The 23,459-nt window shown below is 62.9% G+C and carries 20 protein-coding genes and 2 pseudogenes; 9 read left to right on the forward strand and 13 right to left on the reverse strand.

Annotation, left to right across the window (positions count from 1 at the left end):
- Nucleotides 1-10 precede the first annotated feature (10 nt).
- Both ABCW43_RS11040 and ABCW43_RS11045 read right to left on the reverse strand, forming a co-directional pair.
- Complete coding sequence (locus ABCW43_RS11040; protein ID WP_445738925.1) at nucleotides 11-1,306, reverse strand: SGNH/GDSL hydrolase family protein; 1,296 nt, start codon at nucleotides 1,304-1,306, stop codon at nucleotides 11-13.
- Nucleotides 1,307-1,372: 66 nt separating this feature from the next.
- Nucleotides 1,373-2,593 carry a lytic murein transglycosylase gene (locus ABCW43_RS11045; RefSeq protein WP_345924135.1) on the reverse strand — a complete coding sequence of 407 codons (1,221 nt, stop codon included), beginning with the start codon at nucleotides 2,591-2,593 and terminating at the stop codon, nucleotides 1,373-1,375.
- A 200-nt stretch (nucleotides 2,594-2,793) separates the two neighbouring features.
- Here ABCW43_RS11045 and galU point away from each other — a divergent pair, with 200 nt between their 5' ends.
- Nucleotides 2,794-3,681 carry a UTP--glucose-1-phosphate uridylyltransferase GalU gene (gene galU / locus ABCW43_RS11050; RefSeq protein WP_345924137.1) on the forward strand — a complete coding sequence of 296 codons (888 nt, stop codon included), beginning with the start codon at nucleotides 2,794-2,796 and terminating at the stop codon, nucleotides 3,679-3,681.
- Nucleotides 3,682-3,772: 91 nt separating this feature from the next.
- Entirely contained in the window at nucleotides 3,773-4,657 is an 885-nt protein-coding gene (locus tag ABCW43_RS11055) for an ornithine carbamoyltransferase (RefSeq protein ID WP_345924139.1), read from the forward strand.
- Here ABCW43_RS11055 and ABCW43_RS11060 read toward each other — a convergent pair.
- Nucleotides 4,654-6,189 (reverse strand): outer membrane beta-barrel protein, encoded by a 1,536-nt coding sequence (locus ABCW43_RS11060; protein WP_345924141.1) that lies wholly within the window; start codon nucleotides 6,187-6,189, stop codon nucleotides 4,654-4,656. The two genes, ABCW43_RS11055 and ABCW43_RS11060, sit on opposite strands and share 4 nt — an antisense overlap.
- A gap of 146 nt (nucleotides 6,190-6,335) precedes the next feature.
- On the opposite strand from ABCW43_RS11060, the gene ABCW43_RS11065 reads away from it, so the two are divergent.
- Nucleotides 6,336-7,331 carry a KpsF/GutQ family sugar-phosphate isomerase gene (locus ABCW43_RS11065; RefSeq protein WP_345924143.1) on the forward strand — a complete coding sequence of 332 codons (996 nt, stop codon included), beginning with the start codon at nucleotides 6,336-6,338 and terminating at the stop codon, nucleotides 7,329-7,331.
- Nucleotides 7,332-7,373: 42 nt separating this feature from the next.
- On the opposite strand, the gene ABCW43_RS11070 is transcribed toward ABCW43_RS11065, so the two are convergent.
- Both ABCW43_RS11070 and ABCW43_RS11075 read right to left on the reverse strand, forming a co-directional pair.
- Nucleotides 7,374-7,832 (reverse strand): NfeD family protein, encoded by a 459-nt coding sequence (locus ABCW43_RS11070; RefSeq protein ID WP_345924145.1) that lies wholly within the window; start codon nucleotides 7,830-7,832, stop codon nucleotides 7,374-7,376.
- Between the two features lie 3 nt (nucleotides 7,833-7,835).
- Complete coding sequence (locus ABCW43_RS11075; RefSeq protein WP_345924147.1) at nucleotides 7,836-8,864, reverse strand: SPFH domain-containing protein; 1,029 nt, start codon at nucleotides 8,862-8,864, stop codon at nucleotides 7,836-7,838.
- A 193-nt stretch (nucleotides 8,865-9,057) separates the two neighbouring features.
- Here ABCW43_RS11075 and queC point away from each other — a divergent pair, with 193 nt between their 5' ends.
- Both queC and ABCW43_RS11085 read left to right on the forward strand, forming a co-directional pair.
- On the forward strand, nucleotides 9,058-9,768 hold the full coding sequence (queC, locus tag ABCW43_RS11080) for a 7-cyano-7-deazaguanine synthase QueC (protein WP_345924149.1): 711 nt from the start codon (nucleotides 9,058-9,060) through the stop codon (nucleotides 9,766-9,768).
- Nucleotides 9,769-9,912: 144 nt separating this feature from the next.
- Complete coding sequence (locus ABCW43_RS11085) at nucleotides 9,913-10,677, forward strand: MBL fold metallo-hydrolase (RefSeq protein WP_345924151.1); 765 nt, start codon at nucleotides 9,913-9,915, stop codon at nucleotides 10,675-10,677.
- 47 nt (nucleotides 10,678-10,724) lie between these two features.
- On the opposite strand, the gene hemH is transcribed toward ABCW43_RS11085, so the two are convergent.
- Nucleotides 10,725-11,759, reverse strand: coding sequence for a ferrochelatase (gene hemH / locus ABCW43_RS11090; protein ID WP_345924153.1), 1,035 nt, complete (start codon nucleotides 11,757-11,759; stop codon nucleotides 10,725-10,727).
- 172 nt (nucleotides 11,760-11,931) lie between these two features.
- A complete protein-coding gene (locus tag ABCW43_RS11095) occupies nucleotides 11,932-13,992 on the reverse strand; it encodes a 5'-nucleotidase C-terminal domain-containing protein (protein ID WP_345924155.1) in 2,061 nt (686 codons plus the stop codon).
- 229 nt (nucleotides 13,993-14,221) lie between these two features.
- Between ABCW43_RS11095 and ABCW43_RS11100 the strand changes: the two genes are divergently transcribed.
- Nucleotides 14,222-14,473: a type II toxin-antitoxin system Phd/YefM family antitoxin gene (locus ABCW43_RS11100; RefSeq protein WP_345924157.1), complete on the forward strand. Its 252-nt coding sequence runs from the start codon at nucleotides 14,222-14,224 to the stop codon at nucleotides 14,471-14,473.
- On the forward strand, nucleotides 14,470-14,919 hold the full coding sequence (locus ABCW43_RS11105) for a type II toxin-antitoxin system VapC family toxin (RefSeq protein WP_345924160.1): 450 nt from the start codon (nucleotides 14,470-14,472) through the stop codon (nucleotides 14,917-14,919). Before ABCW43_RS11100 ends, ABCW43_RS11105 begins: the two co-directional genes overlap by 4 nt.
- 101 nt (nucleotides 14,920-15,020) lie before the next feature.
- Here the strand turns inward: ABCW43_RS11105 and omp10 are convergent, their stop codons facing one another.
- The 6 genes from omp10 to ABCW43_RS11135 all read right to left on the reverse strand — a co-directional run bounded on the left by omp10 (nucleotide 15,021) and on the right by ABCW43_RS11135 (nucleotide 21,537).
- Nucleotides 15,021-15,380 carry an outer membrane lipoprotein Omp10 gene (gene omp10, locus ABCW43_RS11110; protein WP_345924162.1) on the reverse strand — a complete coding sequence of 120 codons (360 nt, stop codon included), beginning with the start codon at nucleotides 15,378-15,380 and terminating at the stop codon, nucleotides 15,021-15,023.
- Between the two features lie 177 nt (nucleotides 15,381-15,557).
- Entirely contained in the window at nucleotides 15,558-17,009 is a 1,452-nt protein-coding gene (locus ABCW43_RS11115) for a homospermidine synthase (protein WP_345924163.1), read from the reverse strand.
- 249 nt (nucleotides 17,010-17,258) lie between these two features.
- Nucleotides 17,259-17,633 (reverse strand): nuclear transport factor 2 family protein, encoded by a 375-nt coding sequence (locus tag ABCW43_RS11120; protein WP_345924166.1) that lies wholly within the window; start codon nucleotides 17,631-17,633, stop codon nucleotides 17,259-17,261.
- Complete coding sequence (locus ABCW43_RS11125) at nucleotides 17,634-18,338, reverse strand: aminotransferase class IV family protein (protein ID WP_345924168.1); 705 nt, start codon at nucleotides 18,336-18,338, stop codon at nucleotides 17,634-17,636.
- Nucleotides 18,323-19,498 (reverse strand): aminodeoxychorismate synthase component I, encoded by a 1,176-nt coding sequence (locus ABCW43_RS11130; protein WP_345924170.1) that lies wholly within the window; start codon nucleotides 19,496-19,498, stop codon nucleotides 18,323-18,325. Before ABCW43_RS11130 ends, ABCW43_RS11125 begins: the two co-directional genes overlap by 16 nt.
- Before the next feature lie 182 nt (nucleotides 19,499-19,680).
- Entirely contained in the window at nucleotides 19,681-21,537 is a 1,857-nt protein-coding gene (locus ABCW43_RS11135; protein ID WP_345924172.1) for a M3 family oligoendopeptidase, read from the reverse strand.
- 150 nt (nucleotides 21,538-21,687) lie between these two features.
- On the opposite strand from ABCW43_RS11135, the pseudogene ABCW43_RS11140 reads away from it, so the two are divergent.
- Both ABCW43_RS11140 and ABCW43_RS28820 read left to right on the forward strand, forming a co-directional pair.
- A pseudogene (locus ABCW43_RS11140) lies at nucleotides 21,688-22,876 on the forward strand (sigma-54-dependent transcriptional regulator); the annotation flags it as partial.
- A gap of 197 nt (nucleotides 22,877-23,073) precedes the next feature.
- Nucleotides 23,074-23,250 (forward strand): annotated as a pseudogene (locus ABCW43_RS28820) (helix-turn-helix domain-containing protein); the annotation flags it as partial.
- Nucleotides 23,251-23,459: the final 209 nt, after the last annotated feature.

Here is a 23,459-nt window from a genome sequence, read left to right on the forward strand (position 1 = left end):
AGGCGTATCGCTAACGCGTCGCCGCGCTCGCGGCCGGAACCCGATAATCATCGATCCGTCCGGCCGGCGCCGGGGCGAGTTCGCCGCGCCTGACCAGTTTGTCGCGCGGCGTTTCGACGAGGACGGACGGGAGTGGGCCGGCGCCGAGAAGGTCCTTGCCGCCGTCGAGTTCGGGGTCGGAAAGGCTGATCGGATGGGTCGGGATGGCCTGGCCGGGCGAGGCGGGAAGCGCCGAGAGCGCCGGCAGGTTGGAACCGTCGAGCTTGACCACATCGGGGCTTGCCATTTCGCCGAGATGCCGGCGGGCCAGTTTTTCCACGTAGAAGGCGAGCTTCTGCTTGCCGGCCTTGGTGAAGGTGATGCCGTCGGAACCGCGCAGGCGCACCTGCTGGCCGTTGACGTCGGAACCGGTGACGACGAACTTGCCGTCCTCGTCGACGAAACCTTCCCAGATATCGACGAATTCGCCGCCGGCCTTTTCCGCCTGGTTGCGGTAGATGGCATTGAGCGTCACGGCGTCGGCGGTCGTCACCGGTGACTGGAAGGAGGGCAGGCCGACCCAGAGGAGAGGCAGCTTGCGAGAGGCGACGATGCCGGCGAGTTCGGTTACCCGCCGCTCGTATTCCTTGAACCAGGCGTCGCTGCGGAATTTTTCCTTGGTGCTGCCGATCGTCATCTGCTGGCGGTCGTTAGCCCCGAGCATGATCACCACGACGGCGGGTTTCACCTCGTCGAGCATGGCGGGAAGCTCGGCGGCCCAATCGAAATGATCTTCGCGGACGAGACCGGAGGAGCCGTCGCTGCGTTCGGTGACGGCAACGCCGGGGGCGGTGGCAAACGCCGCTTCCAGCTCGCTGCCGATGCCGCCGGCCATGAAGTCGCCGACCACCAGGACCTGTTTGGCATTTTCGAGCTTGGCGACCGGTTCCGGCTCCGGCGGCGCGATCGGCTGAACCGGGCGAGGGGCGGCGGCCCGTCCCGTGCTGCGGCGCGGCCGCGGCTTCATCTCGATGATCGAGCCGTCGCGATCGTAGCGGCGCCGGCTATAGGGTGCGGGCCGCTCATAGGGGTCTTCGCGTTCATAACGCGGGCCGCCGAACAGGTAATCGAAGAGGTTGCGGCGCGGGACTGGTTCCTGGGCGACAGCCGGGGGTGCGCCGAGCGGCAAGGCAAGAAGCACCGCGAGGAGGAGAAGGCCCAAGCGCACCCATCCCCCGTTTCGCAGGCCCTTATTCCTTCGAGGCCAGTTCCGCCAGGCGCCGTTCTGAACGGTCTCGGTTTGCCCGGATTTATCCAAAGCCTTCATGCCTCCGCCGCCCCGCATGCCTTGCGGGAAACTCCTTCAAACGATGTGGTGCAAGACGCCTGCTTGTCAACGCAAAGCTTCGAGAAGCGACTTCGACGGCTCGCCGTTCTGCTGCATGCCGAGGCGTTTCTGGATCGCCGAGATCGCAGCCTTCGAGCCGGAGCCGAAATTGCCGTCGACTTCGCCCTCGTAATAACCGAGCTGCTTCATGCGGTTCTGCAGCTCGAATTTCTGCTTGATGTCAAGCGTGCCTTCGGGGCGCGGCCAGCTCTGCTGGACGCCGCCGAACCCGGCGATCTCGTCGGCGAGCAGGCCGACCGCCAGCGCGTAGCTGTCGGCGGCGTTGTATTTCTTCACGGTGAAGAAGTTGCCGAGCATCAGGAAGGCCGGGCCGGTCTCGCCGGCCATCAGCTTCAGTGTCGCCCGGTCGGTGCCGCGGGGGAAGTTCTTGCCGTTCGCACGCGCAAAACCGAGCTTGGCCCATTCGCCGAGCGTCTTGGTCTGGCCCTCGTGGCGGGCACCACCCGCCGGAAGCACCGTTTCATAACCCCAGGTCTTGCCGCTCTGCCAGCCGTTCTTGGCAAGCAGGTTGGCGGAGGTGGCAAGCGCGTCCGGTACCGAATGCCAGATATCGCGGCGGCCGTTGCCGTCCGCATCGATGGCATAGAGCAGGTAGCTGGTCGGGATGAACTGGGTATGGCCCATGGCGCCCGCCCAGGAGCCGGTCAGCTGCTTCGGGGTGATGTCGCCTGACTGCAGGATTTTGAGCGCAGCGATGAGCTGGGTGCGGGCGAACTTGGCGCGCTTGGGGTCGCCCCAGGCAAGCGTCGCTAAGGCCTGCGGCACGTGGTGCAGGCGGTCGGGATTTTCGAGTGCGGCACCGTAGTTGGATTCCATCGACCAGATGGCGAGCAGGATGTTCTTGTCGACCCCGAAATGACGCTCCAGGGAAGCAAGCGTCGAGCCGTGCTTGGCGGCCATCTCGCGGCCGATCTTGACGGTATAGGGGTTTACGCGGCTGTCGAGATAATCCCAGATCTTCGACCTGAATTCCGGCTGGTAATTGGCCTTTTCAAGCACGCCCTGATCGGGTTCGCTGACACCGGCGAAAGCTTTCTCATAGGTAGAACGGGTGATTCCGCTCTTGGCGGCGGTATCATAGAATTTTGCGATCCACGTCTTGAAACCGGCGTCTGCCTGAGCATCTATCGGCAGGGCCGCGGCGGCGAGCCCGGCGATCACGGAGAAAGCAAACCCACGAAACAGGTTGGTGCGAAGCGTCTTCATCGGCAGTCGGGTCCATTCTTCTTTTACCAAGCCTTGCGGCAAGAGTGGCATGCGGCTTAACGATGTAATAACAGAATTGGGTCAACAAATTCTTTACCATAGAAGCCAGACCCGCGGCAGTCTTTGCGAAACGGTAGCAATTCGTCATTAGATGCCGAGAATCGAATATTCGCACAATGACGTGCTTTCAGGAGGCATGAGTGGCACAACAACAGAAGATCCGTAAGGCAGTGTTTCCGGTAGCAGGTCTGGGCACGCGCTTCCTGCCCGCCACCAAGGCAGTGCCGAAGGAAATGCTGACCGTGGTCGACAAGCCGGTCATCCAGTATGTGGTGGATGAGGCGGCGGAAGCGGGGATCGAGCATTTCGTCTTCGTGACGGGTCGCGGCAAAGGGGTCATCGAGGACTATTTCGACATCCAGTACGAGCTGGAACAGATGCTGCGCGAGCGCAACAAGAATGCCGAACTGACGCTGCTCGCCGGCCTTCTGCCGGTTGCCGGCACCGCCAGCTTCACGCGCCAGCAGGTGCCGCTCGGCCTCGGCCACGCGGTCTGGTGCGCCCGCGACATCGTCGGCAACGAGCCTTTCGCGGTCCTGCTGCCCGACATGATCATGGCCGGCGGCAAGGGCTGCCTCAAGGGCATGGTTGATCTTTATGCCGAAAGCGGCGGCAACGTCATCGCGGTGCAGGAATGCGATCCGGACCAGGCGCATAAATACGGCATCGTCGGCATCGGCGCGCCGGTCGGCGAAGGTTTCAAGATCACCCAGATGGTCGAAAAGCCGGCCAAGGGCACGGCTCCGTCCAACCTCTACATCAACGGCCGCTACATCCTGCAGCCGGAAATCTTCAAGATCCTGGAAACCCAGGAGCGCGGCGCCGGCAACGAGATCCAGCTCACCGACGGCATGCTGACGCTCCTGAAATCCCAGGAATTTGCGGCCTATCCGTTCAAGGGCGAGACGTTCGACTGCGGTGCAAAGGACGGCTTCATCCTGGCCAACCTCGCGTTTGCGCTGCAGCGCGCCGATATCCGTCCGGCAATCGAGGGACCGATGAAGGCGCTGCTCGCTTCGCTGAAGTAATCCCTCCACCCGGCTGTTTGCCGGTTGGGACGTCACGCAAACCCCTCATGGTCCTGCTATGAGGGGTTTTGTTTTTCACGATGTGGGTGCCATGGCTGTTTCTACTGTCGGCGATTTTCTGGAATTCCACGATCTTTCGGCGGACGCCATAGCGGCGATCCTTGAGCGCGCCGGCGCGCTTGACGAAGCGTGGCGGAAACGGCGGATGCCGCAAAGCCTCGAAGGGCTGCGGGTCGCCCTGATCGTCGACGATGGCGGCTGGCGCAATACGACTGCCTTCGATCTCGGCATCCACGCTATGGGCGGCATTTGCACGCACGCGCCGGTCAGTCTCGGCGGACGGGAGGCGATCGTCGATCTGGCCGGTTATCTCGACAACTGGTTCGACATGGTCGTCGTCCGCACGCCGCAACTCGGCCAGCTCCGGGAACTTGCGGCACATGCCCGGGCGCCGGTCATCAATGCCCGGACGCGATCGAACCACCCTTGCGAGACGCTCGGGGACCTCGCCTATGTCAGAGCCAAAAGGGCGCGCATCGAGGATTTGAAGATCGTTGGTGTTGCGCCCGACGCCAATATTCTCCGGTCATGGGTCGAGGCGTCGATCTCGCTGCCGATCGAGGTGGTGCAGGTCTATCCGGACGATTGGCACGTGGGCGAACCGGCACTCCTCAATCCCAATTTCAGGCAGAGCACTGATATGCGCGAGCTTGAGGATGCGGATGTCATCTTCACGGATAGCTGGCCAAGTGGCGTGCCGGAAGGCGAATTAGCCGGTTATCGCATATCGGCGGCCATTCTCGAGCGCTGCCGCCCCGATGCGATCTTCATTCCCTGTCCGCCGGTGGCTCGCGGTCAGGAGGTGACCGCGGATGCGATGACGCATCCCGCCTGCCAGAGCACGGCGGCGAAGGCGTTTCTGCTGCATGCTCAGAACGCGCTGATGGAGTGGATTGCCGCCCGAACCGGGGCCTAACGCTTCAAGGTGAGCCCGACCCCGGCGCGGATGATCTTGTCGTCGGCGCCGCCGCCGTCCGCCTGTTCGTATTCCACGTCGCCGGTCAGATCGAGGTAGCGGTTGATCGCCCAGGTGAGGCCGGCGCCGCCGATCCAGACCGTCTCGTCGCTCGGGCCGCCGCTCGGGAAATCGCGCAGGGTTGTGCTGCCGCTCAGCCGGGCGATGAGGTTGTCGCGCATTTCATGCGTCAGCGCCGCGGTCGCCTGGTATTCGACCCAGCCGCTCTCTCCGGGCGTGGTCGAATCCTGCACCGTGGTGCGCAGGCCGAGATCGACATTGGTGCCGCGCTGCGGCGACCAGGTGGCGCTGCCGTTGAAGGTGACCGCGCCGACCGATTTCAGTCGGTCGTCCTCGTAATCGACGACCTCGTAACCGGTGCCGATTTCGCCGCGCAGTTTTTCGCCGAGATCGAATTCGACGCCGGTGCGCGCCGCGTAGCTCTGCGACGAACGGGCATAACCGGAATTGTCGCGCCTGAGATCGTAGAAGGTGTGGCCGGTTGCCACTTCCACGTAAGGCACGAGCGCCGGGGAGAGTTCGTAGCCGAGCCGCAGGCGGCCGTCGATGCCGGTCCGATTGCGGTCCTTCGTGCTGACGATCGTGCCGTCGGAGAGTTTCGCATCCGTATAGGCCGCGCGGGAGAGATCGAGTGCGGCGGTGCCGCGGACCTTGCCGAAGTCGCGCTGGACGGAGGCGCCGCCGGTGAATTCATGGACACCCGGCTGGGTCGAGGCGCCGCCGAGCGCGTTCGGATCGTAGTCGTCCTCGCGGGAGAACCGGTATCCGCCGGTGATATGGGCGACCGTGTCATTGGAAAGGTCGAGCCGCAGATCCGCATTGACGTTCGCTTCCGGCTGCTCGCCTTGGCTGCTGCTGCCGAGATTGCGCTCCAGCGTGCCTTCGCCCGTGACCGTCAGCGAATGGCGCGACCAGTCGGAGTTCAACGTTCCGCGGATCGTGGTCGACAGGTAATCGCGGCGGATCTTGGTGCCGTTCGAGCGGCGGGTCTCGGTGTCGATGCTCTGGTTGATCGAGGGGCGGAGCAGGAAACTGCCCATCCGGATGCCGGTCGGATCGCCCGGCTCGCGCGGCTGTTCCTGGGTTTCGACAGGTTCCGCGCCGCGGTCGAGTGGCTCTTCGCGCGGCTGGTTCAGGTCGTCCTCATAGGGAGGCTCCTGACTGGCCGCCTGGTTGCGGGCCGGCGTGGTGCCGGTCGCGACATTCGGATCGTCCTGGTTCTGGTCGTCGGCGGCATTGGTGGCGTTGGTCGTCGGCTGCGCCGAGGTGCTGCCTCTCAATGCTGTGTTGGAGGCCGTATTCGAAGTCGCTGACGTGGCGTTCGCGACCGAGGGAAGGGAGCCGTTCTGCGGCGGAAACACATTGCGGGTCTGGGCGGCTGCGGGCGAAACAAGCGCCGAACAGGCCAGCAGAAGGCCGAGTGCCGCCCGGCGCCCCTGACGCGTCCCGCCTGTCGTTGTGGTGATCTTCATAAGGCCTGCCCGGGCAATCGCAAATGCTTACCCAAACGTAAAGCCATGTGGTTAACGTTTGGTTGCGACGCCATGGACGGCGGTGAACTTGGTCGCTACGCGCCAAGCCGATGGACTTGACGGGTGAAAAGGGTTAAGGCTTGCCCATGATCAAGAGAGCTTTGCAACTGGTCGAGAACGACCTCGTCGATTCCGCCTTGAGGACGATTTCCTTCGGAAAACAAGGGCTTAATGCGCTGGAGCTGGCGCTTCAGAACGGCCTTGGCGACGCCTTCCGCAAGGCTGCGGAACTGATCGGCGACATCGACGGCAGGGTTGTCGTGACCGGCATCGGCAAGAGTGGACATATCGGCCGCAAGATCGCTGCCAGCCTTGCTTCGACCGGCACGCCCTCCTTCTTCGTACATCCCGTCGAAGCCAATCACGGCGATCTCGGCATGATCGGGTCGGGCGACGTGGTGCTGGCTCTGTCTTGGAGCGGCGAGACTGCCGAACTGCAGGGCATCGTGTCCTTCACCCGCCGCTTCTCCATTCCGCTGATCGCCATGACGTCAGGCGAGATTTCGACGCTCGCCCGCGAAGCCGATGTCGTTCTGCTGCTCCCCAGGGAACAGGAAGCCTGCCCGCACGGCCTGGCGCCCACGACATCGACGCTGATGCAGCTTGCAATGGGCGACGCGCTTGCCGTGGCGCTGCTCGAAGCACGCGGTTTCTCGGCAACCGATTTCCGCGTCTACCATCCGGGCGGCAAGCTCGGCGCGATGCTCAGCCATGTCGGCGACCTGATGCATACCGGTGATCGCATGCCTCTGGTCAAAAAGGGCGTCCTCATGCTGGAGGCGATCGAGGAACTGTCGCGCAAGCGCTTCGGCTGCGTCGGCGTGGTCGACGAGGATGGCAGCCTCTGCGGCTTCATCAGCGATGGTGATATTTCCCGGCACCTTCATCTCGATCTGCGCGAAGCGCGGGTCGATGATGTGATGACACATAACCCGAAGACCGTCAGCAAGGAAACGCTCGCCACGAAGGCCATGGCGCTGCTCAACAAGCACAGCATCGGCGCGTTGCTCGTCGTCGATGAGGAGCGCAAGCCGATCGGCATCGTCCACTTCCACGACCTGCTGCGGGTCGGCGTGGCCTGATAACCGAACCGGGCCTGCCAACGGCTTTCGGACAAGCTGGCCTTAGGCCGCTTCGACCTTGAGGTCGCGGCCGCTTGCCGCCACCACCTTTACCTGCGTGCCGGCTGGCAGGTCCGGTCCCATCACCGACCACCATGTATCGTCGAGCCGGATGCGGCCGCGCCCCTCGGCGATCGGTTCGTGGAGAGTTGCCGTGCGGCCGACGAGGCTTTCGCCGCGGCGGTTGAGATTCGGCTCGTCGGTCGCCTGGTTGCGGCTGGAATAGAAACGGCGGCCGGCCAGCGCGAAGGCGCCGGAAAGCACCGCGAAGAGCAGGAGCTGAACGTGCCAGCTCCAGAACGCCGCATCCCAGAGCGCCAGAGACAGCACGCCGATGACGATCGCGGCAGCGCCGATCCAGATCAGGAAAACGCCGGGTGCCGCGAGTTCGGCGGCGAGCAGGACGACGCCTAATATCCACCAGCTCCAGGGGCCGAGATTGACCACAGCATCATGCAGCATGGCTCAGGTCTCTGAGGAATTCGGGTTGAACGGATTGAGCACCGGCGCGGTGCGCGGGCCGGGCTGGGGACGCGGGCCGGCCGGCGGGCGTGGTGGTGCGGCAGGTCCAGAACTGTCACCAAAAACCTCCTTGGCGATGGCGCCGATGCCGCCGAGCGAACCGATGATCGAGGAAGCCTCCAGCGGCATCAGCACGATCTTGGAGTTCGGCGCCTTGCCGATCGCGACCAGAGCCTCGGTGTATTTCTGCGCCACGAAATAGTTGATCGCCTGCACGTCGCCGGCGGCAATGGCCTGAGAAACGGACTGGGTCGCCTTGGCCTCGGCTTCCGCCAGGCGCTCGCGGGCTTCCGCTTCCCGGAAGGCGGCTTCGCGCTTGCCCTCGGCTTCGAGGACGGCCGCCTGCTTGGCGCCCTCGGCGCGCAGGATCTGGGCGCTGCGGGAACCTTCGGCCTCGAGGATCTGGGCGCGCTTCTCGCGCTCGGCCTTCATCTGCCGTCCCATCGATTCGACCAGGTCGGCCGGCGGCTGGATGTCCTTGATCTCGACGCGGGTGACCTTGATACCCCAGGGGCCGACGGCCTCGTCGACGACGCGCAGCAGGCGTTCGTTGATGACTTCGCGATTGGAGAGCAGTTCGTCGAGATCCATCGAGCCCATGACCGAGCGGATGTTGGTCATGGTGAGGTTCTGGATGGCGTTCTGCAGGTTGGAAATCTGGTAGGCGGCCTGGGCAGGATTGAGCACCTGATAGAAGGCGACTGCATCGGCGGAGACGCTGGCATTGTCCTTGGTGATGACTTCCTGGGTCGGTATGTCGAGCACCTGCTCCATGACGTTCATGCGCACCCCGACGCGCTCGATGAAGGGCGTCAGGATGTTGAGGCCGGGCTCCAGGGTGCGCGTGTAGCGACCGAAGCGCTCCACGGTGTAGCGATAACCCTGCGGCACGGTCTTGATCCCGGCGAACAGGACCAGGATGACCAGTACCACCAAACCGATCACGACGTAATCGAAGCCGCCCAGGTTCATGAAATTCCTCCATTGCAGGCGGTAAGTCCGCCAGATCACACGTGATGAGTTAGCACGTTCTTTGCAGGGAAGAAATGACAGCCGGACCGCCGTTGACGTCGTCCGGGTTATTCACAAGGACGCGTTGCCGGTCTAGGAAGCGGGTTCGAATTACCGGTCGCAGCCTACCCGGTCAAAACAAGGATGAAAGCCCATGAAAACCATCGTCGTCTGCTCCGGCGGACTGGATTCCGTTTCGCTCGCCCACAGGATTGCCGCCGAACAGCAGCTGCTGGGTCTGATCTCCTTCGACTATGGCCAGCGGCACCGCAAGGAACTCGATTTCGCCGCCGCCTGCGCCGCGCGGCTCGGCGTCTTCCACGAGATCATCGACATGCGCGGGATCGGCAGCCGGCTGACCGGCTCGGCCTTGACCGACGACGTGGATGTGCCGGACGGGCACTATGCCGAGGAGACCATGCGGGTGACCGTGGTGCCGAACCGCAATGCGATCATGCTGTCGATCGCCTTCGGGGTGGCGGCGGCGCGGCAGGCGGATGCGGTTGCGATCGCCGTGCATGGCGGCGACCATTTCATCTATCCGGATTGCCGGCCGGGTTTCATCACTGCCTTCCAGGCAATGCAGGATCAGGCGCTCGACGGCTACGCGTCGGTCCGGCTGCTCGCGCCTTACGTCAACGGCTCGAAGGCGGATATCGTGACGGACGGCGCCCGGAATGGAACGCCGTTTGCCGAAACCTGGTCCTGCTACAAGGGCGGTGCTCTCCATTGCGGCCGCTGCGGCACCTGCGTCGAGCGGCGCGAGGCCTTCCACCTTGCCGGTATCGAGGATCCGACGGAATACGAGGACCCGGATTTCTGGAAGGCCGTGACGGAAGGCTTCAAGGCGACTGAGGTCCACTGATCGACAGGATTGGGTATCCGGGCGCCCGCGAGCGCCATGTGTTTTGCAGGCACGCTGCCGGGTCGCGTTCATGCAGAACGTTGATTGGACCATCACCTCCCGTCGTTCTAAGTTTCTGATCTTGAGGGCAGAAAAGGAATGCCGATGAAGATCCAATTGATTCGCAACGCGACGCTCAAGCTTTCGTATGCGGGTCGCACCATCTTGATCGATCCCTATTTTGCGCCTGCGCATAGCTTGCCTTCCTACACCGGAAAATCTCCCAATCCGCTTACGGAGCTGCCGCTTTCCGTGGAGGACATCCTGCGGGACGTCGAGTTCGTTATCGTCTCGCATCTTCATTCGGACCATTTCGATTCCGTGGCGAAACGGCTCGTTCCGAAACATCTGCCGGTGCTCTGCCAGCCGGGGGATGAACCGGTGATCAGTGGCGAAGGATTTGCCGACGTCACGCCGCTTGAGGATACCATCGTCTGGCAAGGGATAGTGATCACCCGCTGCCAGGGCAGTCATGGGCTTGGCCCGGTCCAAAAGAAGATGGGCTCCGTGATGGGGTTGACGCTCGCGGCTCCCGGCGAGCCGGTGGTCTATTGGGCGGGCGATACGGTACTCTATCCGCCGGTCACGGAAACGATGAAGCAGGCGGCGCCGGATGTCATCGTCAGCCATTCCTGCGGCGCTCTCTGGGACGGCGATCTCATCGTCATGGATGCCGCGCAGACGATCGAACTTTGCCGGGCCGCCCCGCAGGCGACCGTGGTCGCGGTGCATATGGAGGCTCTCGATCATGCCACGGTCTCCCGCGCCGACCTGCGCGCGGCGGCGGGTTCTGCGGGAGTTGGCTCTTCGCAGCTGCTAGTTCCGGCGGACGGCGAAACGATCGAACTGGCTATCCCCCGGACCCGATGAACGTTTGAGATCATCGCGCCGCGGTCTCACGACCTGGCGGGAGCGGCCTAAACCCAGCCCTGAAGTTCGCGGCGAACGACCTTCTCCAGCACGGTCATGCCGCCGGGGCTGTCGTTCAGGCAGGGGATATGCGCGAACTTTTCGCCGCCGTGATGCCGGAAGATCTCGCCCGCTTCTTCGGCGATCTCTTCGAGCGTTTCCAGACAGTCGGAGACGAAGCCGGGGTTCATCACAGCGATGCGCTTGATGCCGTCATGGGCGAGTTTCTCGACCGTCTTGTCGGTATAGGGCAGCAGCCATTCCTCCGGCCCGAAACGGGACTGGAAGGTGATCATGAAATTCTTGTCCGTGAGGCCGAGCGCCTCCTTCAGGAGCCGCGCCGTCTTCTGGCAATGACAGTAATAGGGATCGCCCGCCTTGAAATAGGATTGCGGGATGCCGTGGAAGGAGGCAATCAGCATTTCCGGCTCCCAGTCGAGGGCCGCGTATTTCGCCCTGACGGAGTCCGCCAGCGCCTCGATATAGGCCGGCTCGTCGTGATAGGGCGGCACGGTGCGTACTGCCGGCTGCCAGCGCAGCTTCATCAGGTGCTCGAACGCCTTGTCGTTGACGGTCGCGGTAGTTGAGGCCGCATATTGCGGATAGAGCGGGAACAGGAGGATCTTTTCGCAGCCCTTTTCCTTCAGCGCGTCGATGCGTTCGGCGATCGACGGTTTGCCGTAGCGCATCGCCCAGTCGACCACGACGTTCGGCAGGTCCTTCAGCCGCTCGGCCATCAGCTCTCCCTGGCTGCGGGTATAGGTGCGCAGGTAGCTCTCGTTGAGATCCTTGTTCCAGATCGCCTCATAGGCCTTGCCGACCTTCTGCGGCCGTTTGTTGAGCACGATGCCGTAAAGGATCGGATACCAGTAGAGCCGCGACCACTCGATCACCCGCTTGTCGGACAGGAACTCCGCCAGGTAGCGCCGCATCGACCAATAGTCAGTGCCATCGGGTGTGCCGAGATTGACGAGCAGCACGCCGACCTTGCCGAAAGCAACCTTCGGATGATCGGAGGGCATGTGGGCGGATTGCGAGGTCATGCGGACACTTTCGGTTGAATCTTACGCGCGCGACGACGCGCTCTTTATCTTGCGAATTACTTAGAAACAAAAATCGGCCCGGGAAAGCCCGGGCCGATAATGGGATAGGGACAAATCGTCCCAATTCGTTGCCTGGATCGCCGACCCGAACCTTGATCCGGGTCAAGCGGTGTCACTTCGCCGGCAGTTCCAGTTCGGTGCCGACCTGAATAACGTTCGGATGGCGCAGCGAGTTGAGCTTGGCGATCTCTGTCCACTTCTCGCCGTCGCCATAGGTAGCTTCGGCGATCTTCCACAGCGAGTCACCCTTGACGACCGTGTACTTGGTCGGACCTGCCGGCTTGGCAGCTGTTGCTGCCGGTGCGGGAGCAACCGGAGCTGCCGCCATCGTGTTCGGAGCCGGAGCGGGTGCCGCAGGCGCTGCCGGAGCAGCCGTCGTCGGAGCCGGAGCGGCGGGTGCAGGGGTCGCAGGAGCCGCCATCGTCGGAGCCGGAGCCGGAGCCGGAGCCGGAGCGGCAGGTGCCGGTGCTGCCGGAGCAGCGGCCGTCGGAGCCGGTGCCGCAGGGGCTGCTGCCGGCGGGGCGGCAGGCGCGGGCTTGGCCGGCGGCGTGTAGCTTGCAGGCGTCAGGTCGGTGATGCGGCCGTCCGTATAGGGCTTGTAGGGGTTGCGGGCGGCGATGAACTCGGCCGTCACGTCGGCGAGGTCCGGGCCGTAGTCATAGGCGTTCTTGCCGCTGGCCTTGAAGACGGCATAACCGTCCCCGCCTGCGCGCATGAAATTGTTGGTGACGACGCCATAGGTCTTGGCGGGGTCGATGGCGACGAACTTGTCGCCGTCCTTGACCTGCACGTCGCTGACCTTGGAACCGGCCGGCTTCGACTTGTCGAAGGAATATTTGAGACCCGCGACCTGCGGGAAGCGGCCGGCGCCATCGTCGATCTGGCTGACACCGCTTTCCAGCGCCTTGACGATGTCGGCGCCGGTGAGCTGGAAGGTGGCGAGCGTGTTCTGGAAGGGCAGGACGCTGACGACCTCACCCTGGGTGACCTCGCCGGCATCGATCGAGGCGCGCAGGCCGCCGCCGTTCTGGATGGCGATGGTGATGCCCTGGCCCTTGGTGCGGTCGAGCATGGCATCGGCGACGAGGTTGCCCATCGAGCATTCCTTGGCGCGGCAGACGCGGCGGTCACCGTCGATGACAGCTTCAGAGGCGCCGACGACCTTCTTCTTCAAGTCCTCGATCGGCTTCTTCAACTCCGCGACGCGGGCCAGGAAGGCCGGGTCCGGGGTGATCGACTTGTCCATCAGGATCGGCTCGCCTTCGGCCGACTTCACGACGCCGCTGTCGTCGAAGACGATTTTGATGTCGCCGAGATATTTCGAATACTGATAGGCTTGGACGACCGGCACCTTGTAGCCGGCCGGATTGTCCGACCAGGTCGGGTAGGGGCCTGCGGCGCCCTTGGCCACGTTCGACAAGAGCGTGTGGGTATGGCCGCCGACGACGACGTCGACATCCGGGATCTTGGCGATCATGGCGAGGTCGCGCGGATAACCGACGTGGGTCAGCGCGATGATCTTGTCGACGCCCTGAGCCTTCAGGCCCTGAACCGCCTCGGTGATCTTGGCGACGTCGTCGGCGATCGTGATGTTCGGGCCGGGATTGGCGATTTCGGCCGTGTCGTTGGTGACGGCGCCGACGATGCCGACTTTCTGGCCGCCGACGGTCAGCACCAGCGACGGCTTGATGCGGTTGCCGATCTTGGCGGCAGCGCTCGGCACGACGTTGGCGGTGACGACCGGGAACTGGATCTTGTCGAGGAAGGTGGCGAGCACGTCGTCGCTGTCGTCGAACTCATGGTTGCCGACGGTCATGGCGTCGAACTTCATGGCGTTCAGCGCTTCGGCTTCGGCGGCACCCTTGTAGGTCGTGTAGAAGAGCGAGCCCTGGAAGTTGTCGCCGGCATTGAGCAGGATGACGTTCTTGTTCTGCGCCTTCAGCGCATCGCGGGTCTGGTTGATCGCGGTCAAGAGGCGGGCGGCGCCCCCGAAGCAGACGCCCTTGCCTTCATCCTCAGCCGAGCAGGTGGAATCGGTTGCGTTGATGGATTCGAGACGCGAATGGAAGTCGTTGATGTGCAGGATATTGAGCTCGAAATCGGCAAATGCCGCACCGCTTGAAAGAGCCATGACCGAAGCGGTCAAAAGCCCGAGCCCCAATGTCTTCTTCATCTGATCTCTCCTCTTTCTATTCGGCCGGCTGTGCCGCCCTTTTATCTGTTCTAGTTTTTCAATGTGACAACTGTTCCGGCTGGCATGTTTTCATCAACCGACGGTGGGTTCAAGGGAAATGTGACAAATATTACAGGGCGCTATCGGCGCTGATCACGAAGCTGCATATTGATTTTCCAATGGTCTTTAAGTAAGTTGACCATATATGGTCATTTCGATGGAGCCGAGGATGTCGACGATCAGTGTGGCCGAGGCAAAGGCCGGTTTCGCCAGTCTCGTGGACGAGGCGGCGAACGGGGAATTCGTGACGATTACCCGCCATGGAAAACCGGCGGCCGTGCTTGTGTCGGTCGAAGCGGCGGAGGCGGCGAAAAAGGCGCTGGACAGGCCGCGGCCAAATTTCGGTGATTTCCTGCTGACGTTTCCAGGCGGTGTCGACCTTGAGCGGAAGCCGTCGAAACTGCGCGATGTCGACCTGTGAGCGGCTACCTGCTCGACACCAATATCATCAGCAGGATCGCGCCGGACCGGATAGCGTCGCTCCAACAGGTGCGGGCCTGGTTCCACGAACAGGGCGAGGCTGAGGCACTCTTCCTGTCGGCCATCACCATTGCCGAAATCGAAAAGGGAATGCGATCGCTTCACAGGCGCGGCGGGATCGCAAGAGCGCAGCGTCTTTCGGCCTGGCTGGATTTCATATCCGACAGCTTTGGCGACCGGGTATTGCCGATAGACGCCGTGGTGGCGCGGATCGCGGGAGCGTTGGAAGACGAAGCCGAGAGCAAGGGCCGAAGCCCCGGCCTGAGCGATATCATTATTGCGGCCACGGCGCGAGCCTATGGCCTTACCATCGTCACGGAAAACATTCGGCATTTCGAGCCATTGGATGTGCCCGTCGAACTCCCGGCCGCCTTCCGTCGGGAGTAAGCGAACCCGCAATGGCTCCCGGCCACGAACCGCAGGGTCGCTCCGAAACACGAGAAACCCCGCCGAAGCGGGGTTGCGATGAGCGGGTGGGATGCGCCGCCTTAGCTGCGGCGGGAGAGCGAGAATTGAGCGCCGCTATCCTGCGTGCAGTTGAGCTGGTTGATGTTGACCAGCGAGCAGTTGACACGCGACTGGGTCTTGCGCACCAGCGAAGTCATGTTGATCTCGACCAGCGTCGGCGACAGGCTGGTATAGGTGCCCGAGGCGAGCAGCGTGTTGCTGTCGCTGGAGCGGGTGTTGAACGTGCCGGCCTGGAAAGAAGAAACGATGCCGTTCGGATCGACCCAGCTTCCTTCGACGCCCTGCGGCTGCACGGCCGCCATCTGTTGCGGCGGAGGGGAAGAAACGCAGGCGGTCAAGCTGGCTGCGGCGATGAGCGCGAGGCTCACTTTGAATTTCATGATCGGTCTCCCGCGATTCGGTCCGGCTTTCGGTTTGAGAAACCTTGCCGCCATCGCCCTATGTAACGCAAGATGTGGCCTTGAAAAGGCAGAAGCTTTCAACATGCAAAAAACCGCCTGCGGCAAGGCAGGCGGTTTCCATTGTGTCTTATCGGATCAGTGAACCCGTTCGTTGGATTAGCGGACCAGGATGTTCTTGAACTGCCACGGATCCTTGGTGTCGATGTCTTCCGGGAAGAGGCCCGGGCGGCCGTCGAGCGGGGTCCAGTCGGTATAATGACCTTCGACCGGGCCGAGATAGGGCAGTTGTACTTCGAGGCAGCGCTTGTAGTCGATCTCGTCGGCTTCGACGATGCCGGCGGTCGGGTTTTCGAGCGCCCAGACCATGCCGGAGAGAACCGCGGAGGTCACCTGTAGGCCGGTGGCGTTCTGGTAAGGCGCGATGCGGCGGGTTTCCTCGAGCGACAGGCGCGAACCGAACCAGTAGGCGTTCTTCTCGTGGCCGTAGAGCAGGACGCCGAGTTCGTCGATGCCGTCCTCCAGTTCGTCCTCGTCGAGAACGTGATGGACCGGCTGCGGGGTGCCGCCATTGCCGAACATTTCATGCAGCGACAGGACCGCGTCATTGGCCGGATGGTAGGCGTAGTGGCAGGTCGGGCGGAAAGTCACTTCGCCGTCCTTGTCGCGCACCGTGAAATAGTCGGCGATCGAGATCGATTCGTTGTGGGTGACGAGGAAGCCATACTGCGGGCCGGGCGTCGGGCACCAGGAACGGACGCGGGTATTGGCGCCCGGCTGTTCCAGATAGATGGCGGCCTTGTTGCCCTTCTTGTGCTTCTTGCCGTTCTTCGGCATCCATTCCTCATGGGTGCCCCAGCCGAGTTCGGCCGGCTGCATGCCTTCGGAGATGAAGCCTTCGACCGACCAGGTGTTCCAGAAGACGTTGAGCGGCTTCGGGTGCTTGGTGCGCTGGGTGTCGCGTTCGGCGATGTGGACGCCCTTGACGCCCAGCTTCTTCATCAGCTTCGCCCAGCCTTCGCGGTCATGCTGATCCGGCTCGTCGAATTTCAGGCCGGTGTCATTGGCGAGGTTGACCAGCGCCTGCTTGACGAACCAGGAAACCATGCCGGGATTGGCGCCGCAGGTGGAAACGGCGGTCGCGCCGCCCGGGTTTTTGGCCTTTTCCTTGCGCACGGTTTCGCGCAGCGCATAGTTGGTGCGGTCGGCATTCTTCATGTTCTTGTCGAAATAGAAGCCGAGCCAGGGCTCGACGACCGTGTCGATGTAGAGAACATCGAGCTTGCGGCAGAGCTTCATCAGGTCGAGCGAGCCGGTATCGACCGAGAGGTTGACGCAAAAACCCTGGCCCTCGCCTTCGGTCAGAAGGGGCTTCAGGAGATCCTTGTAGTTGTCCTTGGTCACATATTCCTTGATGTGACGGACGCCGTGCTTCTTGAGGATCTCCATGTCGGCGGGTTCTTCGCGCGGGTCGATGACGACCATCCGGCTCTTGTCGAACTTGAAATGGCGTTCGATCAGCGGCAGCGTGCCGCGGCCGATCGAGCCGAAACCGATCATCACGATCGGACCGGTGATTTCGCCATAAACCGGATAGGTAGTCTCTGACATGTCTTTCTCCTTGATCGCGGCCTTCTCGGGCCGCTGCCCCGCTTAATCGGCAGTGGAATGGAAATTTAAAGGCTGCACTCGGGCAATTCGCGGCGCTCTAGATCATAAAACGTCGTCACAATAAAGAGCCTGTCGATCTTCGGGGGAGGAATCGGCAGCGTTATTCAAATTGCGGCGGGCGCGACTGCGATCCTTGCGAGTCGCAGGAGGGGCGGGAAACCGGGCAAGGTTGAAGCCCTTCCCTCAAGATCACTCCGTCGCCGTGCCCTGGTGGAAAACCATGCGCCAATTGCCGTCGGGGTCGAGGCGCCAGATGGAGCTGCGGTTGGCGAAGAGCCGGCTGCCGTCGTCGTTGATGCGGGTGCCGCGATAGGTGGCGAGCGCGATCGTGTCGCTCAGCATCGTGGCGCTGAAATCGGAGATCGACGTGTTGTTCGGGCCGGTCTCGGCGACGAGGCGGGTGACGATGTCGTCGAACGTATGGGCGAGGCCGGAGCGGCCGAATTCGCGGAATTCCGGCGCCAGCAGTTCGCGCAGCTTTTCCTCGGAATTGCGGACCTCGCGGGTCTGCAGTGCCGTTTCAAGCGAAAGCAGATGATCCGCCAGGTGGCTGGGTGCATCCATTTACCGGCCTGCCCGGGCCATTTTTGCCGGGCGGGCGGCAGGGCGAGGGGCTTCCGCCGGGATTTCCGATCGCGCCGCCTGGGCGACGAGTTCGGCGGGGATCAGGCCGCGCAGCGAATTGCCGACGAAGAAGCGGCGGTTTTCGAGGTCGGCGAGGCGGAGGATCTGGCTTTTCGCTTTTCCCTCGCGGATCAGGTCGGCGCGCAGGATGCCGGGCAGGAGACCGCTCGAAAGCGCTGGCGTCAGCAGGGAACCGTCGGTGCTCTCCACGAAGACGTTGGTGATCGTGCCTTCGCAGACCTCGCCGCGCTCGTTGAGGAGAATCACTTCATCGGCCTCTTCGGGCGTAAATTCCGCGCGCGCGGTTTCGTAGAGTTCCCTGCGGGAGGTCTTGTGGCGATAGGTCGGGTCGTCCGAGGGAAGCGTGGCCTTCGCAACCTGGATCCGCCAAACGGTATCGGCTGCAAGCGGTGTAAACGGCGTCGTGGTGATCTCGATCTTGCCCCGATAGGTCATCACGAGGCGGACGCGGAGAGGCGTCTCGCTGGCGGCTGTGGCCGCCTGAAGCTGTTTCAGCGTATCGGCCGGCGGCTGGCGGAAGCCCAACGCATCCGCCGACCGGCTGAGCCGGCGCAGATGCTGGTCCACCCTGAGCAATCCCTTGCCCGGTTCCCAGCGCATTGTTTCGATCAGCGAGAAATCCATTGGTCGCCCACCGCAAAGCGTGCCTTCAACAGGCACTCGTCATACTCGGCCTCGGCCTTCGAGTCGAAGACGATGCCGCCGCCGACATTGAAGACGGCTTTTTCGTCGTTGAAAAGCGTGATCGTGCGGATGGCCACCGAAAAACGCATCGGGCCGGCCGGATCGCACCAGCCGATGGCGCCGCAATAGACGTCGCGGCATGCGTCCTCCAGTTCGGCGAGGATGCGCATGGCCCACATTTTCGGCGCTCCGGTGATCGAGCCGCAGGGGAAGAGCGCCGCAAGGATGTCCGGAAAACCGATCTCGGGGAGCAATTTCGCCCGCACATGGCTCACCATTTGGTGGACGGTCGGATAGGTCTCGATCTCGAAGAGTTTGGGGACAGAGAGCGAACCGACCTCGCCGATCATCGAGATGTCGTTGCGCAGGAGGTCGACGATCATGCGGTTTTCGGCGAGCGTCTTCTCGTCAGTGAGCATTTCGGCGACGATCGCCTCGTCTTCTTCCACGGTCGCGCCGCGCGGGGCAGTTCCTTTCATCGGATGGGTTTCGATGTAACGGTCGACATCCACCGAGAAGAACAGTTCCGGCGAGCGTGACAGGACGAGCGGGCCGCCGAGGTCGATGAATGCGCCGTAGCGTACCGGCTGGCGGGCGACGAGGGACCAGAAGGCCTTGAGCGGATCGCCATGCCAGCGGGCGGTGACCGGCATGGTCAGGTTCGCCTGATAACAGTCGCCGTTGCGCAGGTGCTGGTGGAGCCGGTCGAACCGTTCCCGGTACGTTGCGAGATCCCACATCGCGCGCGGTTCGCGGAGGAACGAGCCCTGCGAGGAACCGTCATCGACGACTGCGCCGTGCGGCCCGGCGAGCGGATGTTCATTGCCAGAGGGTTTGTCGAATATGCCCATGGCGATCAGCGGCGTCGGCCGGTTGTCGACGATCAGCGGCCGCAGCTTGTCCTCGAAGACGTAGCCGGTCTCGTAGGAGATGTAGCCCGCCAGCCAGTGGCCGCTGAGACGCGCCTCTTCCAGGCGCCGAAGTGCGGGCAGCACCTCGGCGGTGGTCCGAGCCGTGACGATTTCCTTCGGCCGGTCGAAAACGAGGCTCCGGCCGGCGGGGTCGTCACGAAAGAGCGTGAAGGGGGCGTGTTTTGTCATTCCATTGCGATGTCCAATTGCCCCTCACGAGTGCTTGCCCCTCACCCTAACCCTCTCCCCGTAAGCGGGGCGAGGGGAAGTGCCACGCCCAGCGCGGCGACCGGGGCAGAACGGTGCGGTGTATCTCTCCTCCCCGCGAGCGGGGAGAAGGTGGCGGCAGCCGGATGAGGGGCTGTTATGCCCTACGCCCTGTCCAGAGCCTCCAGCTCGTCGATCAGGCCTTCGATCATCGAGAGGCCCTTGGACCAGAAGGACGGGTCGGTGGCGTCGAGGCCGAAGGGCTTCAGCAGTTCCGAGTGATGTTTGGTGCCGCCCGCCTTCAGAAGCTCGAAATACTTCTGCTGGAAGCCCGGAGCCGCGTTCTGGTAGACCGCGTAGAGCGAGTTCACCAGGCAGTCGCCGAAGGCATAGGCATAGACGTAGAAGGGCGAGTGGATGAAGTGGGGGATATAAGTCCACCAGCTTTCATAGCCCTCCGAGATCCTGATCGCCGGGCCGAGGCTTTCGCCCTGGACGGAAAGCCACAGTTCGCCGATCTGCTCGGCGGTGAGCTCGCCCTCTTTCCGGGCCGTGTGGACCTTGCGCTCGAACTGGTAGAAGGCGATCTGGCGCACGACCGTGTTGATCATGTCCTCGACCTTCTGGGCGAGCATGGCCTTGCGCTCGCGTTTGTCGGTGATCTTTTCCAGCAGCGCGCGGAAGGTCAGCATTTCGCCGAAGACGGAAGCGGTTTCCGCCAGCGTCAGCGGCGTCTGGCACATCAGGGCGCCCTGATCGCCGGCCAGAACCTGGTGCACGCCGTGGCCGAGTTCGTGGGCGAGCGTCATCACATCGCGCGGCTTACCCATGTAATTGACGAGCACGTAAGGGTGGGCCGACGGCACGGTCGGGTGCGCGAAGGCACCCGGCGCCTTGCCCGGGCGCACCGGCGCATCGATCCACTCCTCCTCGAAGAAGCGGGCGGCAATCTCGGCCATTTCAGGCGCGAAGCCGCGATAGGCGTCGAGCACGGTATCCTTGGCTTCCGTCCAGGAAATCAGCGCGTTCGGGGTTTCCGGCAGCGGCGCGTTGCGGTCCCAGAAATTCAGCTGGTCCATGCCGAGCCATTTTGCCTTCATCGCGTAATAACGATGCGAGAGGCGCGGATAGGCCTGTTTCACGGCTTCGGCCAGCGCATCGACCACCTCGCGCTCGACGCGGTTGGCGAGATGGCGGCTGTCGGCGATGTCCTCGAAGCCGCGCCAGCGGTCGGAGATTTCCTTGTCCTTGGCGAGCGTGTTGGTGATCAGCGTGAAGACGCGCAGGTTGTCGCCGAAGGTCTTCGACAGCGCGGCGGCGGCCTTGGCGCGGGTTTCCGGCTGCGGCTCCTGCAGCATGTTGAGTGTGACTTCGAGCGGCAGTTTTTCGCCGTCGATCTCGAAGCGGAGCTCGGCCATGGTCTCGTCGAAGAGACGGTTGAAGGCGGCGGCCGAGGTCATCGATTTTTCGAGGAAGAGCTGTTCCAGCTTGTCGTCGAGCTGGAAGGGCTTGTCCTTGCGCAGGTCGACCAGCCAGGGGCGGTAGTGGCCGGCGGCCGGATCACGGTCCATGCAGGCGTCCATCACGGCGTCGTCGATGCGGTTGAGCTCCAGCGCAAAGAACAGCAGGTGCGCGGACATGTCGGTCAGTTTCGCCTGCGCGTCGCCGTAGAACTTGCCGTTGGCCGGGCTCGACGTGTCGGAAAAATAGGTGAGGCCGGCAAACGAGCCGATCTTGCCGAGCAGGTCGTCGAGTGCCTCGTATTCCCTGAGCGCCTCGCCGATGCCGCCGGCGCCGGTCTTGGTCGCGGCTTCGGTAAGCTTGCCCTTCCACTTTTCCTCGAAGGCGATCGATAGCGTGGCGGCCTTTTCCATGTCGGCCGTGAACGCGGGCGCATCCTTGGCCTCATAGAGATCCGAGAGCTTCCAGACTGGCAGGAGGCCGAGTGCCGGGTCGGAGGCAGCAGCGCCCGCGGCGGGTGCGGCCGGAATTTCGGGGAGGGCGGGTGCGGACATTCTCATCACTTTTTCCTTCTCAACCTGTTGCGTCTGTTTTCCTTGCCGGCCGTTAAAATGCAAGCTTTTCTCAAAAGGGGATGTTCAAGGCTTTCTGACACAACCAGCGGGATAACAGCCTAAAAAGGCCATGATGACCATTGGTGGGAGCCGAGCATGATTGCGCAAATCCTCGTTGTCGACGACGATCCTATTCAGCGTCGCCTGTTGAAGAATGCGGTTGAACGTTACGGCCATGCCGCCCATCTTGCCGAGAACGGACTTGTGGCGCTGGAGTTCCTGAAGCGCACCGCGACCGACATCAATGTCATCGTGCTCGACCTGATGATGCCGGAAATGGACGGCCTCAGCTTTCTTGCGGCCATCCGCGAACTCGGTATCGAAACGCCGGTCATCGTCCAGACCGGACAGGGCAGCATCGAATACGTGGTGCAGGCGATGCGCGCCGGCGCCTTCGATTTCGTCGTCAAGCCGGTATCGCCGGAACGGATCGGCGCCTCGATCACCAATGCGCTGAAGCTCGACCAGAAGGAATCGAAGTCCCGCGTCGGCCGCCGCCATCGTGCCGGCGCCGTCGGTTTCGGCGATATCATCTCGGCGAGCCCCGACATGCTGCGCGTCATCGATCTTGCCCAGCGCGCCGCCCATTCCAACATTCCGGTCGTGCTGGAAGGTGAATCCGGCGTCGGCAAGGAAATGATCGCCCGCGCCATCCAGTCGAACAGCGACCGCGCCGGCAAGCCGTTCATCACCGTCAATTGCGGCGCCATTCCGCACAATCTGGTCGAGAGCATCCTCTTCGGCCACGAGAAGGGCGCCTTCACCGGCGCTTCGGAAAAACATACCGGCAAGTTCGTGGAGGCAGATGGCGGTACGTTGTTCCTCGACGAGATCGGCGAATTGCCGCTCGACGTGCAGGTGAAGCTGCTGCGCGCCGTGCAGCAGGGCGAAGTCGAGACGGTCGGGGCTTCCAAGGTCCAGAAGGTCAATGTCCGGTTGATCTCGGCCACCAACAAGGACCTGATCGAGGAGGTCCGGGCCGGCCGTTTTCGCGAGGACCTCTATTACCGCCTCAACGTCTTCCCGATCACCATTCCGGCGCTGCGCCGCCGCAAGGAAGACATTCCGCATCTCGCCCGGGTGTTTGCCGAGCGGTTCTCGACCGAGCAGAAGCTCAACAGGACGCTGTCGGTCGGCGCCGGCGCGCTGGCGCTTCTGACGGCCTACGACTGGCCGGGCAATATCCGCCAACTCGAAAACGCAGTGTTCCGGGCGGTGGTGCTTGCCGAGGGCGACGAGCTCACCGAAGACGATTTTCCGCAGATCGCCGCGCAGATCCCGGAATTCAGGCAGGCGGAACTGGTAGCGACCGCCGTCATGCCAGCTCCGGGTGCCCTGTCCGACCACGCCATGCGCGAGGCGCTCGCCGATTCGCCGGTATTTGCCAACAGCGACAAATCGCGGCACGCTAGGCCGGATGCGAAGGCGATGCTCGCCGCCGCCTATCCACAGGAAAACGTCATCGTCAGCACCGACGAGACCGGGGAAGTGCGGAAGCTTGCCGATGTCGAGGAGGAGCTGATCCGCTTTGCGCTGAAGTTCTATCGCGGCCAGATGAGCCAGGTTGCCCGCAAACTCGGCATCGGACGCTCGACGCTTTATCGTAAACTGAAGGATTACGGCATCGATCCGGACGATCCACTCAAGGAAGCGGCCTAGTTACTTAATTAATTACTAATATATTGGATAGTGTTAACCCTCGCACAAGGATGTCCTGTCAACGTTTGTCAATCTCCGATTAGTCAATTGTTGACTATATGGGAGAAGGTTGTACATGTGTGGCACATTTGCCATCGTGTCACCGCAATTGACAGTCATTTGAGGCAACGTGGGACGTTGTCGACAGGACGGGGATCGTTTTGCCGGAT

Origin of the sequence: Neorhizobium tunisiense (assembly GCF_039631515.1) — a bacterium.
Taxonomy (GTDB): Bacteria; Pseudomonadota; Alphaproteobacteria; order Rhizobiales; family Rhizobiaceae; genus Neorhizobium.